The sequence below is a fragment of the Stutzerimonas stutzeri genome, from assembly GCF_013522825.1.
GTDB classification, from domain to species: Bacteria; Pseudomonadota; Gammaproteobacteria; order Pseudomonadales; family Pseudomonadaceae; genus Stutzerimonas; species Stutzerimonas stutzeri_AK.
The window spans coordinates 1-15579 of sequence record NZ_JAAMQZ010000032.1; the positions used below are offsets into that span (position 1 = coordinate 1).

Consider the following 15579-nt stretch of genomic DNA (forward strand, 5'->3'; position numbering starts at 1 on the left):
CCACCAGAGCGCGGCCGGCGCGTCGTCTTGCCTTGGCGCAGACAGATGATCAGCTCCTTACGCAGCTCACCCACTGGCAGGGCATAGATCGCGTTGTAGATCGTCTCGCGACAGACGTAGGCATCTCGCAGGTTGGGTATGTTCATGCTGCGCAGCTTGCCGGCAATCTGCTCGGGAGACAAATGCTCACGCAGCATATGGGTCACCAATTCGAAGCGCTCGCTACCCGGCAACAGTTTTCGCATCGGTCGACAAACCTGGCGGCGGGCCTGCATTTGCTGCTGGGCCAGGCGGGCCGAGTAGCCACCCCAAGCACCTCGGTTACGGCGCAGCTCACGGCTGATGGTCGAAGGGGATCGGTTGATCAAGCAGGCAATCCTGCGCAGGCTGAAGCCTTGGGTACGACCGATTTGAATGGTGGCGCGCTCTTCAACGCTGAGTTCGGTATAAGACATAGGGGCAGCACCGTACCGGAAAGGTCAGGTGTTGCACTCAGTTTTTGCCGCCGCCCGGTCTAAGCCTGGATCAGCTCCCTGAGGGGCTCCGGGTGTCGTCCTGCGACTTCCAACAAAGTCTGCGCCGCTCCAGATGGGGTCATTGGTAGGTTGAATGAGCCGAAGGCGTAATCCGACAATCCGCAGGCACGATCCGACGTTTTGACGTGGCCCTGCTCGTCGGGTCGGTGAAGCGTGACTCGACCTACGGGCTTGCTTACGATTTGGCTCAGGTTTTCTGCATGCCTGCCGAAATGCTGTATGCATGGCCGGCAGTCATGGGGAAGTCAAGCGAGCAGGAAAATTTTTCTCGCCACTCCCCTAAAGCTTTCGAGGTCAGCGCCGAAATAGAGATTGAATGCGAACTTTATGGGTGCCTGGGTAAGTTCCCTCCCCAAGGTCGCACACTCAGGCAAACAAGCTAGGTCCGATGGAGGACACATATCATGGCTTTGACCGTCAATACTAACGTTGCTTCCCTGAACACTCAGCGCAACCTCAGCAACTCCGCCAACTCCCTGCAGACCACCATGCAGCGCCTGTCCACTGGTAGCCGCATCAATAGCGCCAAGGACGATGCCGCCGGCCTGCAGATTGCCAACCGTCTGGGCAGCCAGATCAGTGGTCTGAACGTTGCGGTGAAGAACTCCAACGACGGCATCTCCATGGCGCAAACTGCTGAAGGTGCTCTGCAGCAGTCGACCAATATCCTGCAGCGTATGCGTGATCTGTCACTGCAGGCTGCAAACGGTTCTAACAGTGATTCCGAGCGTACCGCTCTGAATGACGAAGTCACCCAGCTGAAAAAAGAGCTGGATCGTATCAGCAATACCACTACCTTCGGTGGTCGTCAGTTGCTCAATGGCGACTTCGGAACTGCCAGCTTCCAGGTCGGTGCGGCTGCCAACGAGATGATCAGTGTATCCATCGGCGAGATGAGTTCCAAATCGCTTGAGGCCACGCACTTCGAAACGACGCTCGAAGCTGCGACGATTAGCGATACAGGCGGGAAACTGGCTGCAAGTGGTTCAGTCACGGTAGGGTTCTCGGTCAACGGTAAAACGTATAGTGTAGATGCCAATTTGAAGGCCGGTGATACTGCCAAAGACGTCAATCAGAAGATTGCTGCGGCAATCAACGATACCAACTCGGGCGTGGGTGCTTTCGTCAGTGATGCTGGCGAGATAACTATTGTCTCCAAAGGCAGCGATGCAGATGCTACTCAAGCAGCAGTAAGCGGTGTGACCGTTACCACTACCGGAGCTGCAACGGTTACAGCGGGTACCGCGACTGACCCGGTTGGCGGTACTCAGACTACGATAAAGGAAATCAATCTGACGACTGCTCAGGGGGCTCAGATTGCCGTATTGGCGATCGACGAGGCGATCAAGTCCATCGACTCACAGCGTGCCGAGCTCGGTGCGGTGCAGAACCGCTTCGAGAACACCATTGCCAACCTGCAGAACATCGGCGAAAACGTCTCGGCAGCAAAAGGTCGTATCCAGGATACCGACTACGCCGCTGAAACTGCTGCGCTGAGCAAGAACCAGATCCTGCAGCAGGCCGGTACGGCGATTCTGGCCCAGGCCAACCAGCTGCCGCAGGCGGTGCTCAGCCTCCTGCAGTAAGCGAACAGGTAGGTCTGCAATAACTGCGGGAGGAAGTGCTTGAGCGCTTCCTCCCGTTTTGCCGTTGCGAGGTGATAAAAATGGATATTGCGATTTCAACCCGGCTGCCGACCCAAACGGCCCAGGCGCAGGGGCAGCAGGAGGCGCCGCGAGGTGTTACGGGCAGGCAGAGCGATTCCGCGGTTGCCGGTAATGCTGCTTCAGCCGAACAGCAGCAGGCGGTTAGCGTCGAATCGCTTGGTGAAGCCGTTGCGAGCATCAAGGATTTCGTACAGACCATTCGCCGTGATCTGAATTTCGATCTGGATGATTCCAGTGGCAAGATGGTCGTCAAGGTGACGGATCGTTCTACGGGCGAGGTGGTGCGGCAAATTCCCACTGAAGAAGCGCTGCGTCTGGCCGAAAACCTGGAAGAGGCACGCAGTCTGTTGTTCAAGGCCCAAGCGTAGCGGCGCGATTCTTGCTGTTGCTGGGCTTTGGCTTTCAAGCGTCAACCCTATGACGAGGTGATGGAAATGGCAGGTATCACAGGTATTGGCTCAGGCATGGACATCGATGCGATGGTCGGTGCTTTGGTTGCAGCGGAGAAGGCGCCAAAAGAGGCGCAGTTGGCCCGCCTGGAGACTGCCAACACCACCAAGATTTCCGCATTGGGTACGCTGCGTACGGCCTTGAGCAGCTTCCAGACGGCGCTCAAGGATCTGAACGACATCAAACTGTTCGAGAACCGTTCCGCCAAATCGTCCAATACCGATCTGCTGACCGCTACGGCCAGCAAGACTGCCCAGTCGGGCACCTACAATGTCAAGATCGAACAGTTGGCCACAGGTAGCAAAACGGCTACTTCCGCGCTGGCCAGTGATTTCGAAACGTCCGCCGCCGGCACTTTGACGGTCAAGGTGGGTGACGGACAAGGCATTGATGTTGCAATCGGCGAAGGTGCTTCGCTGACGCAAGTGAAGGATGCGCTGAATGCGGCGCTCAAGGATTCGGGCGTTACCGCCAATCTGCTGACCGATCCCAGTTCGGGGGAGACGCGTCTGGTGATGTCTTCCACCAATACGGGGGTGGGCAAGGACGTTTCCATCAGCGCCAGCGAAGGGCTGGAAGAACTGGACATTGATACATCTGAAGGGTCGGCTCATGTGCTGGAGCGCGCGCAGAACGCCAAATTCAGCATTGACGGTTTGGCGATGCAAAGCGCGGCCAACAAGATTGAAAACGCCATTCCCGACGTGACGCTGAATCTGGTTGCGGCGGATGATAAAAAGACGATTAAGGTCACGGTTGCACAGGACAAGGATGGTGTGACCGCCAACATCAAGAAGTTCGTCGATGCCTACAACAATCTGATCAAGACAACCAACTCGCTGACCAGGGTGACCAAGATCGGTGAGGACGGTATACCGTCGACTGGGGGGCTGGTGGGTGACTCCAGCGTTCGCAGCATACTTTCCGGCATCCAGAACGAGCTGATTTCGGTTGGAGGGGAGAATGGCGGCGTGCGGATTTTGTCCGATCTCGGCATCACCACCCAGAAGGATGGTACGCTGGCGATCGATGACAAGAAGTTGAAGACTGCGCTCGAGAATAATTTCGATGCCGTCGGGAGCTTCTTTACCGGTGAAGCAGGGTTGATGAGCCGTCTGAATAATCGGGTCGATGGTTTCAATCAGACCGGGGGTATTCTGGCGCAGCGGGTTTCCGGCCTGGAGGCAACCAAATCCGATATCGCTGCCCAGCGCGAGAAGCTGACGCTGCGGATCGAGTCGATGACTGCTCGTCTCTATTCCCAATTCAACGCCATGGACAGCATGGTCGCGCAGCTTTCCAATACCAGCAGTTGGTTGGAATCTACTCTTTCCAGCCTGCCAGGCGTGGTCAAGAAGAGCAGTAAATAAGCGCTCTCGACCGTAAGGCGTAGCGCCGCTCTTGCCCTTGTAGGCGCGAGCTGGCCTGTTCCCACGGAGCCCTGCGCGCACCGCACATCCTGTGCAAGCGGAGGCCACTTGGGTGCTTTGGGCTTTTTGCTGTCGCCGCGCAATCTTCGGGTTTTCTGTAGGGCCGAATTCATTCGGCCACGGTTTCGAGAAGGCCGAACAAGTTCGGCCCTACGAGGCTCGTCGGGAGTTGGACGAACTTGTCTGCGAAGCGGTGCCCGAAGCATCGGTGTGGTTCCGTTCGCGGCCAAGGCCTCTCCCACGAAGGCCACGTGTATACCGATCCTGTGTGAGAGACTCGTAGCCTGGATTAGCCGAAGGCGTAATCCGGGGAATTGGTTTTTGTAGCCCGGTAGGGTGGATCACGCTTTACCGATCCACCGAGGCGGAGTCGCGGTGGATGTAAAAAGCGACATCCACCCTACGCGTTTTGTAGGAGCGAGCCATGCTCGCGAACAAAAGCCCATACTTCGATACGGAATCACTTCGCGGGCATGGCCCGCTCCCACGAAGGCAAGAGCCCAGCATGTCTGTAGCGTGAAACCTGCTCCGGAACTTTATTGACCGCCCCGTTAAAGCTACGGTGAGGCATGCCGATAAAGGGTTATTCCCGCCACAAATGGAGCGCAATTCCCATGTATGCAATGGCAGCCATGAAGCAGTATCAATCGGTCAATACCAATGCGCAGCTTGTGGATGCGAGCCCGCACCGTCTCATTCAGATGTTGATGGAGGGTGGCCTTACTCGTCTTGCCCAGGCGCGTGGTGCGATGGAGCGGGGCGATGTGGCGCTGAAGGGCACACTGATCGGCAAAGCAGTGGATATCGTTGGAGGGCTGCGTGAGGCCCTGAACCAGGAGGCGGGCGGCGAAGTGGCGGCTAATCTGGATAACCTCTACGCTTACATGACTGCTCGCTTGCTCGAAGCGAACCTGAAAAACGATTCGACAATTCTCGATGAGGTAGCCGGGTTGTTGCGTGAAGTCAAAGCCGGCTGGGACGGTATTGCCCAATAGGGCTGGATATCAGCGACCTGTTAATGACGAGCGCATCGTCAACTGTTGGACTCTCGGAAGGCACGTATGCAACCTATTATTCAGTCACTTGAAGCGCTCCAGGCAGATTTGCGTGAAGCGCTGGCTCAGCGGGACTGGGAAGCGATAGGCGCGCTGGATGTGCAATGCCGCGAGCTGGTTGGCGAAGTAGGTGACAATGGCGACCCTGCACTGCGCGAGCAGGTCGAGGCCCTGTCGAAACTCTATGCCGAGCTGCAGCACGCAGCTCGGGAAGAGCGTGAAAGAATCGCCGCTGATCTGACCAGGCTCAATCAGTCAAAGCAGGTCAATCGGGCATACGAGAGCCTTGGCTGAAGGCTGCCGAAACTATCGTCCCTGTAGCTCGGATTAGCCGTAGGCGTAATCCGACAGCTATGCCGGCTTCAGAGAGATGAAGGTCTACAGGGTCAGTGTCGTGATTTGATTGACACTGATGATTTGGCCGCTCCAGATCATCTCGTAATGGGCGGTCTGAATCATCGATGTCACAGGCCTTGGGGTCATCAGAGCCCAGCAGACGTTGCCTGGAGAGCGGACCGAGTTGTAGCGCAAGCCAGGGCATCCTTCCCGTTTTGTTTCGTGCCCCAGTCGTCGAGAGTGACTGTAGTCATCCGGGGCGTATACCGGATCGGTCAGCGGTATCACCGTGGCGTCTCTCATCCGGGCATCGCTAAAGCTGCAGCTCAGGCCTCTGAAGGTAAATCGCTCGTAATTCAGCCCCTGCACCTTCGACCAGTAGCGCCCTTGATGATGACGCACCTCGGCAATCGCGGTGTCCATCCTGTCGGCCAGATAAAGTATGCCGAAGCTACCATCGCTGAAGCGTGACCCGTCCGGGTTTACGTGGGTGAAAGGGGCTGTTGCATAGGAGCAGCCAGGAATGTCGAAAGGGATTTCGTCGCGAGCAACCAGCTCCAGTCGGCCAATTTCGTTCTGCAGCCTTGGGTTCGTGATTGCCTGCAGCTGGTATATCGCGTCGAAGTCCCTGGCATCAGCGACATCATCGAACAAGGCAATGGGCGGAAACCTGGAGTTGACCAGGCGGTAAGCCTGCAGGCTCTCGCCGCTTGAAACGGCGAGGCTGCCAAGAGTCACCATTGAGCGCTCCTCAGGGCGTCGATCCGCCTGAACGTTTCGTACAGGGAGATCATGTCGCCCTGAGCCATGATGTCCAGCGGCGTGCGCCCATTGAAGAATTCATTGTGGTTTTCCATCGAAGGGAAACCATAGACATTTTCGGGATTATCGAAAATGAGGCGAAGCGCTGCATGGATATTCAACACCATGCTGATGCGCTGCAGTTGGTCGGCGTCCAGTCCGACGGACCACTCGGAATCCCGTTGCCTGGCGCGGGTGTAGGTGCTGCGTGAAATACGCAGGATCCGGCAGGCCTGCTCGGACGAGGCGGTCCATTTGTCCAGGATATGCAGTGCTGCACGCAGGCCGGCAACACATTGCTCTTTTGAAAAGTCGAGAGCTTGAATGGCTGTTGTCATGGCTGCCCCTTGGTAATGCTCTGTAGACTCGAAAGTATATTAAATGAGTCTATAGATCAATTGCCGGGGTGCTCTAGAGTATTCATTGCCCAATAAAAAAGGCCACCCATTTCTGAGTGGCCTTTCGTATTTGGTTGCGGGAGCCGGATTTGAACCGACGACCTTCGGGTTATGAGCCCGACGAGCTACCAGACTGCTCCATCCCGCGTCTGTGGGCCGGCATTTTACAGGCTGCCGTGCTTCTGTCAACTCACTTTCGCCGGAAAGCGTTTCTTTTCAGGCGCTTAAGCTTAGCGTTCAGTCGGGATGCAGGTGCATTGTTCGACCTGGCGCACCCCGAAATGCAAAAGGCCACTCATTTCTGAGTGGCCTTTCGTATTTGGTTGCGGGAGCCGGATTTGAACCGACGACCTTCGGGTTATGAGCCCGACGAGCTACCAGACTGCTCCATCCCGCGTCTGTGGCCGGCATTCTACAGCTTTCCGAACTGTTGTCACGGTTTATGTTTGGAAAAGTATTTAGCCATCAAATGCTTGGATGATTGCCGAGCCTTCGTTACGGCAAAGTGCTGCGCCGATCAATCCGATCTGGTGCGTGGCGCACTTGCTGGCCGTTTGCTTGCCTAAGCATTCAGGTGAATGGTGGAGGTGTGCTCATGCGACGCTTTCTTGTATGTACGTTTGGCTGTGCAGCGATGCTTGCGGCCATGGGGATAAGCGCTCAGGAGTCTGTGGCGCAGAATACTGGACCGGTCGACCGTGGGGCAGGCAATGGTTCGATGGGGATGGGGGACGGTATCGGTTATCCCGCCGAATCTTCCAGGGATGCAGATGCCCCTGACAGACAGAAGCCTAAATGGATCGATGCGCAGAATCCTGACCCCAAGGCCGAGACGGGCCATGGTGGTAATGAGACGGATATGGAACATCGTCGTCGCCCGAGATTGGGCGATGACTGAGCGGATGAATTCAATCGCACAGGCAGACCCCGTACAATGCCGCTCTTTTTCGGCGAGCATCGTGACCCATGCAGATTGCCCTGGCGCCCATGGAGGGGCTGGTTGATGAGATCCTGCGCGACGTGCTGACCCGTGTGGGCGGTGTGGACTGGTGCGTAACCGAGTTTATCCGCGTGTCGGATCGGCTGTTGCCGAACTCAAGCTTTCGCAAGCTGGCAGCGGAACTCGATAGCGGTGCGCGAACACGCGCCGGTACGCCAGTGCGGGTACAGTTGCTGGGCTCCGATCCGGCCTGCGTTGCCGATAATGCGGCGCGCGCATGCAGCCTTGGCGCCCCGGCTATCGATCTCAATTTCGGCTGCCCGGCCAGAACGGTGAACAAGTCCCGTGGTGGCGCCGTGTTGCTCAACGAGCCCGAGCTGTTGCATGCGATCCTGCGCGAAGTGCGGCGGGCCGTGCCGGCGGATATTCCGGTTACGGCCAAGATGCGCCTGGGTTTCGACAGCCCGGACGGTGCACTGGATTGCGCGCGTGCCCTGGTTGCCGGGGGCGCCGAGCAACTGGTGGTGCATGCGCGCACCAAGACCGATGGCTACAAGCCGCCGGCGCACTGGGAGTGGGTGGCGAAGGTGCAGGAGGTGGTTGCGGTGCCGGTGTTCGCCAATGGCGATATCTGGTCGCTGGATGACTGGCGGCGTTGCCGGGAAGTGAGCGGCGTGGAGGACATCATGCTGGGGCGCGGGCTGGTCTGTCGGCCTGATCTGGCGCGACAGATCAACGCCGCCAGAAAGGGTTTGGAAGTCGAGCCCATGAGCTGGACCTGCCTTCAGCCTTTACTGGCCGATTTCTGGCTGCAGGCGCGGCGCAAGATGTCCCCGCGCTATGCGCCGGGCCGGTTGAAGCAATGGGTTTCCATGTTGACGCGCAGTTATCCGCAGGCCGTTGCGCTGTTCGATCAGTTGCGCCGCGAGAGCGATTGCGAGCGAATCGACCGGCTGCTGGGGCTGGAGGAGAGTCCTGTGGGGCATTACCCGTAGGGTTGAATTCATTCGACCGCAGAGGCGAAGGCCGAACAAGTTCGGCCCTGCGAGCCCTGCCTAAGTCTGCCTTCGGAATCACTTAGCGCCCACCGCTGACATCCAGCAATGCTCCACTGGTGTAGCTGGCCTTTTCGCTGGCCAGCCAGAGAATCGCTTCGGCCACTTCTTCAGCGCTGCCACCGCGACCCATGGGCACGCTGGTGCTGACGCGCGCAACGCGGCCCGGTTCGCCACCGCTGGCGTGAATGTCGGTGTCGATGACCCCCGGTCGCACGGCATTGACGCGGATGCCCTCGGTGGCGACTTCCTTGGCCAGGCCCAGGGTCATGCTGTCGATGGCGCCTTTGGCAGCGGCGTAGTCGATGTATTCGTTGGGTGCGCCAAGCCTGGCGGCGATGGAGGACACATTGACGATGGTGCCGCCGTTGCCGCCATGCCGGCTGGACATGCGCTTGACCGCTTCACGGGCGCAGAGAAAACTGCCGGTGACGTTGACGGCGAAGACACGCGCCAGGCGTGCGGCGTCTATTTCGTCCAGGCGCATCTGACGCTCCAGCATGCCGGCGTTGTTGACCAGGACGTCGAGCCTGCCGAATTCGGCGTCCAGGGTGGCGAAGAGCCGGATGACCTGAGCTTCGTCCGCCACGTCGGCGGCTACCGCGATGGCGTGTGCGCCGGTGCTTTTCAGCTCTTCGAGCAATTGCTGTGCGGCATCCTGGCGATGATGGAAGTTCAGGCACAGCGCATAACCTTCAGCGGCAGCGCGCCTGGCAGTGGCGGCGCCAATCCCGCGGCTGGCACCTGTGATCAGCATGACTCTGGGCATAAAAAGCTCCGACGAACGGTCTTGAAATGAACCGAGCAGTTCCTATCTAGGGCAACACAGGATGCCGAATTCGGGTTCTGTGGCAACCACTCGCTGAATATCAGGAGATCGCAAAATGACCAGTTTTTCCATGGCTCCACTGTTTCGCCAATCCATCGGCTTTGATCGTTTCAACGATCTGTTCGAGTCTGCCCTGCGCAACGATGCGAACAGCTCATTCCCGCCCTACAACGTGGAGAAGCACGGTGACGACCAGTACCGCATCATCGTAGCAGCTGCAGGCTTTCAGGAGTCCGATCTGGACCTGCAGGTCGAGCGGGGCGTGCTTACCATCAGTGGCGGCAAGCGTGAGAGCGGTGCGGAAAATGTCACCTATCTGCACCAGGGCATCGCCCAGCGAGCCTTCAAGCTGTCGTTCCGCCTGGCCGATCACATAGAAGTCAAAGGCGCAGCGCTCGACAATGGCCTGCTGAGCATCGACCTCGAACGCATCGTGCCGGAAGAGGCCAAGCCCAAGCGCATTCCGATCAGCGCCGCTGGCAAGCGTCCTGCGCTCGAAGGCTGAACTGTCGAAAGGGCGTCGCAAGACGCCCTTTCAGTTTTGAATGTCTGACTGCGTACGCAGCAACTCCGCGAATTGTGTGTATGGCAGCGGGTGGCTGAACAGATAGCCTTGATACAGATGGCAGTCCTGCAATTGCAACAGGTCCAGTTGCCCCTGCTGCTCGACGCCTTCGGCAATCACTTCCAGCCCCAGGCTTTTGGCCATGCTTACAATGGCACGGATGATCTCGGCGTCGTTGCCATCGTCCAGTGCGTCACGCACGAAGGATTGGTCGATCTTCAGCAAATCAACCGGCAGCCGTTTGAGGTAGGTAAGGGAGGAATAGCCCGTGCCGAAGTCGTCCATGGCAAAGCTCACGCCGTGCCTGCGCAGGCGATGCATCTTGACGATGGTGTCGTCCAGATTCTCGATGACGATGCCTTCGGTGATTTCCAGTTTGATCATCTGCACCGGCAAGGCGGTTTCATTGATTGCTGCGAGAATACGTTCAACGAAGTCGTTCTGTCGGAACTGGCGCGGGCTGATGTTGATGCACAGGCTGAACGCATCGGCGCGGACCAGACCAGACGCCAATAGCGAGGCCGTCATCCGACAGACTTCGCCGATGACCCAGGCGCCGACCTCGATGATCAGGCCGCTGTCTTCCAGCACATCGATGAAATGCGCAGGTGAGCGCAGACCCTGCTCGGGATGCTGCCAGCGCAACAGTGCCTCGGCTCCGATGATCGTTCCTGAGCGCGAATCGACCTGTGGTTGCAGGTACAGCTCGAACTCGTTGTGCAGCAGCGCCAGGCGCAGTTCTCCTTCCAGCTGCAGACGGGTGCTGGCGGCTTCCTGCATGGTGCTCTGGAACAGTTGAATGGCGTTGCGCCCGGCATCCTTGGCCCGATACAGCGCGATATCGGCTCGTTTGAGCAGGTCAGCCGGCGTCTCGCCGTGATCAGGAATCAGGGCGATGCCGATGCTGGGCGTGACCTGCAGCCGGTTGCCCTCGCAGACCATGGGGTCGGCCAGCAGTTTTCGCAGCTTTTCGGCGACCTCGCGTACGTAGCGAGTGATTTCTGCGCGTTTACCGCTGAGGCCAGTCAGTAGAATCACGAATTCGTCGCCACCGAGGCGGGCAACGGTATCTTCCTGGCGAATGCTGGTTTGGAGGCGTGCGGTAATGGTCTTCAGCACTGCATCGCCAACCGGATGGCCGAGCGAATCGTTGATGTGCTTGAAATGATCGAGATCGAGGAACAGCAGTGCGCCGCGCAGGCTGTGGCGTTTGTGCAGTGCGATCTGCTGCACCAGGCGATCCATGAGCAGCGCACGGTTGGGAAGGTTGGTCAGTGGGTCGTGATAGGCCAGGTGATGAATCTGCGCGTGGGCGGCCTTCAGTTGGCTGGTGTCACGTGCCGTCAGCAGGATGCATTCGGTGCCGTTGAGCTCGATGACTTCTACCGATACCTCGATGTGCTTGAGCTGGCCATGACGGTCCTGGGCATGTATTTCCTGGTTGCATACGCGACCGTCACGCTCAAGCACTTCGAGAATCTGCTGGCGCTGCTCGCCGGGCCAGATGGCGAGTTCGGCGGCGGTGCGTCCGATGACTTCGTGCGGACGGTAGCCGGTGAGGCGATGAAAGCCTTCGTTGACTTCGATGAAACGCCCGCTGCTGCGCTCGCTGATGGTGATGGCGTCGGGGCTGGAATGAAACGCCTTGGCGAATTTGGTCTCGCTGGCCCTGAGCGCTGCCTCGGCCCGCTGCCGCGTGGTGATATCACGAAAAGTGGTGATGATGCAGAGCCGCCGCTCGATGCGAATGAAGCGGCTGGATACCACACAGGTGACGGCAGCCCCATCGCGGGTGCGGAACTGGGCCTCGACGTTGTCCAGATGCTGGTCGCGGCTGAGCTGTTGGTAGAGGACCTGCCGTTGCTCGTCGTCCTGCCAGAAACCGATCTGTGGCGCGTCGAGCCCGATGATTTCGCTGGCTGGCCAGCCGAAGGTCCGGGTGAAGCTGGGGTTGACCTCAAGGAAAATGCCATCGCGAATGCGCGACAGACTGATGGCGTCCGGGCTGCCCTGGAATAGGGTCGCGAACTTGGCTTCCGAGGCTGCCGCTTGCTGTTCGCGCAACACCCGCTCGGTGATGTCCATGACGATGCCGGCCATGCGCAGAGGCGCGCCGTGCTCGTCATAGTAGAGTTTGGCGATACTCTCCAGGTGGCGCACCGTACCGTCGCACAGCTGTGCCTGATAGATGACCTGGTAATCCCGGCGCTGACCGGCCAGCAGCTCGCGATAGGTCTGGCGCATGGTCTGACGGTCTTCGGGAAGAATGCAGGCGAAAAAATCCCTGAAAGGCCCGTGATAGGGGCCTTCGATAACACCCTGCAGTTCGGAGGCGCGGGCTGAGGCATAGAGGGTATCGCTGGGAATGTGCCAGTCCCAGGTACCCAGTTCGACCGAGTTGAGCGCCAGGCTGAGGCGCTCCTGGCTGTCTTCCAGTTCTTGCGCCTGGTGAATTTCTTCGCTGATGTCGCGCACTACACCGACCAGTATGGGCTGGCCAGTTTCGTTGCTCTGACGTTGCCCGCGCAGCTCCAGCCAGCGCTGTGAGGCATCGGGCCAGTGGATGCGGTGACGGATGATGAAATGTGCGTTCTGCTCGCTCAGCGCCATGCGAAAGCGCTCGCGGACCATCGGGCGATCCTCCGCAGCTACCAGGTGTGAATATTCGGTGTCGATGGGGATCTGCCGCTCGGCACCAAACCCGAAGAGCCTCTGGGTGCCTTCAGACCACAACACCGACCCGGTATACGGGTCCCATGACCAGACACCGAGATTGGCTCCATTGAGTACGCTGGCAAGGTGAGCGGTATTCTGAAAAGCCTCGCTTGATCCGGTCGTGCAGAGGTAAGAGCGGGGCGAGCGTTTGTCGAGGGGCATGAGTAACGATTCCGTGATGTGCCGCACCAACGCATCCCGGCGGCTACGGCGCGGCCATACGCCATATTTATTCTAGTGCGCGACGTTAGCCGTAGATGATGGCAATATGCAAGCATCCCGTTCAGAGTCGAGCAACGCCATGAATGCTCTGGCAGCATTGGACAGGGTTCGTTCGGTATGGACGATGTAGCCGAGCTGGCGTTCAAGCTGCACGCTGGGGACAGACAGGCGCACCACCTGTTCGTCCAGCATGGTACGCGGCAGCACGCTCCAGGCGATGCCGATGGAGACCATCATCTTGATGGTCTCCAGATAATTGGTGCTCATGGTGATATTCGGTTGCAGCTCTTCGCGCTCGAAAAGTCGTTGAGCGATATGGTGGGTAAAGGTGTTGTCGCCCGGGAAAACCGCTGGATGGTTGGCCACGTCTGCAAGCGAGACCTCGGGCATCCGCGCCAATGGATGTTCGGGCGCCACGACGAAATCCAGCGGATCGTCCCATACCCGGCTCGCACGTACCGGTGGTGCGGTGTGTGGCGCTAGGGTAATGACCGCCAGTTCGGCGCGGCCATGCAGCACGTCTTCGTAGGCGATTTCCGAGTCGAGAAAGCGAATGTCCAGCGTCACTGCAGGATGGGCGCGGGTGAAGGTGCGCAGCAAGGGCGGCAGGCGATGCAGGCCGATGTGATGGCTGGTCGCCAGGCACAGCCGACCGCTGACGTCACCGTTGAGGTTGGTCAAGGCACGCCGCGTGTCGTCCAGTACGCTGAGAATCCGGTAGGCGCGCGGCAGCAGGGCGCGCCCGGCTTCGGTCAGGCCGATCTCCCGGCCCAGGCGATCGAACAGGCGCACGCCGAGTTGGGATTCCAGGGCCGCAAGACGTTTGCTCACGGCGGGCTGAGTCAGGTGCAGGCGCTCGCCGGCCAGGGAAAAGCTGCCGGTTTCGGCGATGGCGATAAAGGCGTTGAGGTTGGCCAGGTCCATGTTTCCCTCATATCTCCCACTTGCTCGGCCTATTTGTAGGTCGAATTAGCCGCAGGCGTAATCCGACGACTTCTGCGCCCAAAGCCTATACCGATTCCCTAATGGAATGCATCGGATAAAAAATATGAATTTGAGTAATCGCGTGTAAACCCATAGCATCACCCCATAAGCGAAAGGGCTATTTGCCCCGCATAAAAAAGCAGATGAGGAAAGTCCGATGGCCGGCAAAACGCTCTACGACAAGCTCTGGGAAATGCACGAAGTGAAGCGGCGCGACGATGGTTCGTCGCTGATCTATATCGATCGTCACATCCTCCATGAAGTGACTTCGCCGCAGGCGTTCGAGGGGTTGCGTCTGGCCGGGCGCAAGCCGTGGCGCATCGACGCCAACATCGCCACCCCCGACCACAACGTCCCGACCACCAGGGGCGAGCGCCAGGGCGGCCTGGAAGCCATTGCCGATGAGGTTTCGCGTATTCAGGTGCAGACCCTGGACGAGAACTGCGACGAGTTCGGCATTCTCGAATTCAAGATGAACGACGTGCGCCAGGGCATCGTCCACGTGATCGGCCCGGAGCAGGGCGCAACGCTGCCCGGCATGACCGTGGTCTGCGGTGACTCGCACACCTCCACCCACGGCGCGTTCGGTGCGCTGGCGCACGGCATCGGCACTTCCGAAGTCGAGCATGTGCTCGCGACCCAGTGCCTGGTGGCCAAGAAGATGAAGAACATGCAGGTGCGCGTCGAAGGCAAACTGCCATTCGGCGTCACTGCCAAGGACATCGTGCTCGCCGTGATCGGCAAGATCGGCACCGCTGGCGGCAACGGTCATGCTCTGGAGTTCGCCGGTAGTGCCATCCGCGAGCTGTCCATGGAAGGCCGCATGACCATCTGCAACATGTCCATCGAGGCCGGCGCCCGTGTGGGTATGGTGGCCTGTGACGAGAAGACCGTCGCCTATGTCGAAGGCCGTCCTTATGCGCCCAAGGGCGCGGACTGGCAAAAGGCGGTCGAGGCCTGGAGGGATCTGGTGTCCGACGAAGACGCGGTGTTCGACACCGTCATCGAACTGAAGGCCGAGGACATCAAGCCGCAGGTCAGCTGGGGCACGTCCCCTGAAATGGTTCTGGCCGTCGATCAGCAGGTGCCGGACCCGGCTGCCGAAACCGATCCGGTCAAGCGTGATTCCATCGAGCGCGCCCTGAAATACATGGGCCTGCGCGCCAGCCAGCCGATCACCGATATCCAGCTGGACCGCGTGTTCATCGGTTCCTGCACCAACTCGCGCATCGAGGATCTGCGTGCGGCTGCCGAGGTGGCCAAGGGGCGCAAGGTAGCCGCCACGGTCAAGCAGGCGATGGTGGTACCGGGCTCGGGCCTGGTCAAGCAGCAGGCCGAAGCCGAAGGGCTGGACAAGGTTTTCCTCGAAGCCGGCTTCGAGTGGCGCGAGCCGGGCTGCTCCATGTGCCTGGCGATGAATCCGGACAAACTGGGCAGTGGCGAACATTGTGCGTCCACGTCCAACCGCAACTTCGAGGGCCGTCAGGGCGCTGGCGGGCGTACCCACCTGGTCAGCCCGGCCATGGCCGCGGCTGCGGCGGTGACCGGTCATTTCATCGACGTTCGCGAACTGATCCAGGCCTGAGGAACAACAGC

At 59.2% G+C, this 15579-nt stretch carries 14 protein-coding genes, 2 tRNA genes and 1 pseudogene; 9 read left to right on the forward strand and 8 right to left on the reverse strand.

Translation table 11 applies throughout. The features are described 5' to 3' along the window. Window positions 1–455: pseudogene (locus tag G7020_RS17840) on the reverse strand (IS30-like element ISPsp7 family transposase); the annotation flags it as partial. Between the two features lie 485 nt (window positions 456–940). Between G7020_RS17840 and G7020_RS17845 the strand changes: the two are divergent. The 5 genes from G7020_RS17845 to fliT all read left to right on the forward strand — a co-directional run bounded on the left by G7020_RS17845 (window position 941) and on the right by fliT (window position 5432). Then, window positions 941–2122, forward strand: coding sequence for a flagellin (locus G7020_RS17845; RefSeq protein WP_181086488.1), 1182 nt, complete (start codon window positions 941–943; stop codon window positions 2120–2122). Window positions 2123–2157: 35 nt separating this feature from the next. Beyond that, window positions 2158–2571 carry a flagellar protein FlaG gene (locus tag G7020_RS17850; protein WP_423835666.1) on the forward strand — a complete coding sequence of 138 codons (414 nt, stop codon included), beginning with the start codon at window positions 2158–2160 and terminating at the stop codon, window positions 2569–2571. A 66-nt stretch (window positions 2572–2637) separates the two neighbouring features. Beyond that, entirely contained in the window at window positions 2638–4023 is a 1386-nt protein-coding gene (gene fliD / locus G7020_RS17855) for a flagellar filament capping protein FliD (protein ID WP_181086489.1), read from the forward strand. 674 nt (window positions 4024–4697) lie between these two features. Further along, window positions 4698–5078 carry a flagellar export chaperone FliS gene (gene fliS / locus G7020_RS17860; RefSeq protein ID WP_181086490.1) on the forward strand — a complete coding sequence of 127 codons (381 nt, stop codon included), beginning with the start codon at window positions 4698–4700 and terminating at the stop codon, window positions 5076–5078. Window positions 5079–5144: 66 nt separating this feature from the next. Further along, window positions 5145–5432 (forward strand): flagellar protein FliT, encoded by a 288-nt coding sequence (fliT, locus tag G7020_RS17865; protein ID WP_181086491.1) that lies wholly within the window; start codon window positions 5145–5147, stop codon window positions 5430–5432. Window positions 5433–5516: 84 nt separating this feature from the next. On the opposite strand, the gene G7020_RS17870 is transcribed toward fliT, so the two are convergent. The 4 genes from G7020_RS17870 to G7020_RS17885 all read right to left on the reverse strand — a co-directional run bounded on the left by G7020_RS17870 (window position 5517) and on the right by G7020_RS17885 (window position 7070). Continuing rightward, the gene (locus G7020_RS17870; protein ID WP_181086492.1) at window positions 5517–6215 is read right to left on the reverse strand and encodes an RES family NAD+ phosphorylase; all 699 of its coding nucleotides are present in this window, start codon (window positions 6213–6215) and stop codon (window positions 5517–5519) included. After that, window positions 6209–6613 (reverse strand): antitoxin Xre-like helix-turn-helix domain-containing protein, encoded by a 405-nt coding sequence (locus tag G7020_RS17875; protein WP_181086493.1) that lies wholly within the window; start codon window positions 6611–6613, stop codon window positions 6209–6211. Before G7020_RS17875 ends, G7020_RS17870 begins: the two co-directional genes overlap by 7 nt. A 131-nt stretch (window positions 6614–6744) precedes the next feature. Next, window positions 6745–6821 (reverse strand) — tRNA-Met (locus G7020_RS17880). Window positions 6822–6993: 172 nt separating this feature from the next. After that, window positions 6994–7070 (reverse strand) — tRNA-Met (locus G7020_RS17885). Window positions 7071–7268: 198 nt separating this feature from the next. Between G7020_RS17885 and G7020_RS17890 the strand changes: the two genes are divergently transcribed. Further along, on the forward strand, window positions 7269–7571 hold the full coding sequence (locus G7020_RS17890; protein ID WP_181086494.1) for a hypothetical protein: 303 nt from the start codon (window positions 7269–7271) through the stop codon (window positions 7569–7571). Window positions 7572–7639: 68 nt separating this feature from the next. Then, window positions 7640–8608 carry a tRNA dihydrouridine synthase gene (locus tag G7020_RS17895; RefSeq protein ID WP_181086495.1) on the forward strand — a complete coding sequence of 323 codons (969 nt, stop codon included), beginning with the start codon at window positions 7640–7642 and terminating at the stop codon, window positions 8606–8608. Window positions 8609–8690: 82 nt separating this feature from the next. On the opposite strand, the gene G7020_RS17900 is transcribed toward G7020_RS17895, so the two are convergent. Next, window positions 8691–9437 (reverse strand): SDR family oxidoreductase, encoded by a 747-nt coding sequence (locus G7020_RS17900; protein ID WP_181086496.1) that lies wholly within the window; start codon window positions 9435–9437, stop codon window positions 8691–8693. A 115-nt stretch (window positions 9438–9552) separates the two neighbouring features. Between G7020_RS17900 and G7020_RS17905 the strand changes: the two genes are divergently transcribed. Further along, a complete protein-coding gene (locus G7020_RS17905) occupies window positions 9553–10002 on the forward strand; it encodes an Hsp20 family protein (RefSeq protein ID WP_181086497.1) in 450 nt (149 codons plus the stop codon). A gap of 30 nt (window positions 10003–10032) precedes the next feature. Here G7020_RS17905 and G7020_RS17910 read toward each other — a convergent pair whose 3' ends face one another. Beyond that, window positions 10033–12939 carry an EAL domain-containing protein gene (locus G7020_RS17910; RefSeq protein WP_181086498.1) on the reverse strand — a complete coding sequence of 969 codons (2907 nt, stop codon included), beginning with the start codon at window positions 12937–12939 and terminating at the stop codon, window positions 10033–10035. A gap of 72 nt (window positions 12940–13011) precedes the next feature. Then, window positions 13012–13923 (reverse strand): LysR family transcriptional regulator, encoded by a 912-nt coding sequence (locus G7020_RS17915; RefSeq protein ID WP_181086499.1) that lies wholly within the window; start codon window positions 13921–13923, stop codon window positions 13012–13014. Between the two features lie 217 nt (window positions 13924–14140). Here G7020_RS17915 and leuC point away from each other — a divergent pair, with 217 nt between their 5' ends. After that, window positions 14141–15568, forward strand: a complete 1428-nt coding sequence (gene leuC, locus G7020_RS17920) for a 3-isopropylmalate dehydratase large subunit (RefSeq protein ID WP_181086500.1) — start codon at window positions 14141–14143, stop codon at window positions 15566–15568. Window positions 15569–15579 lie beyond the last annotated feature (11 nt).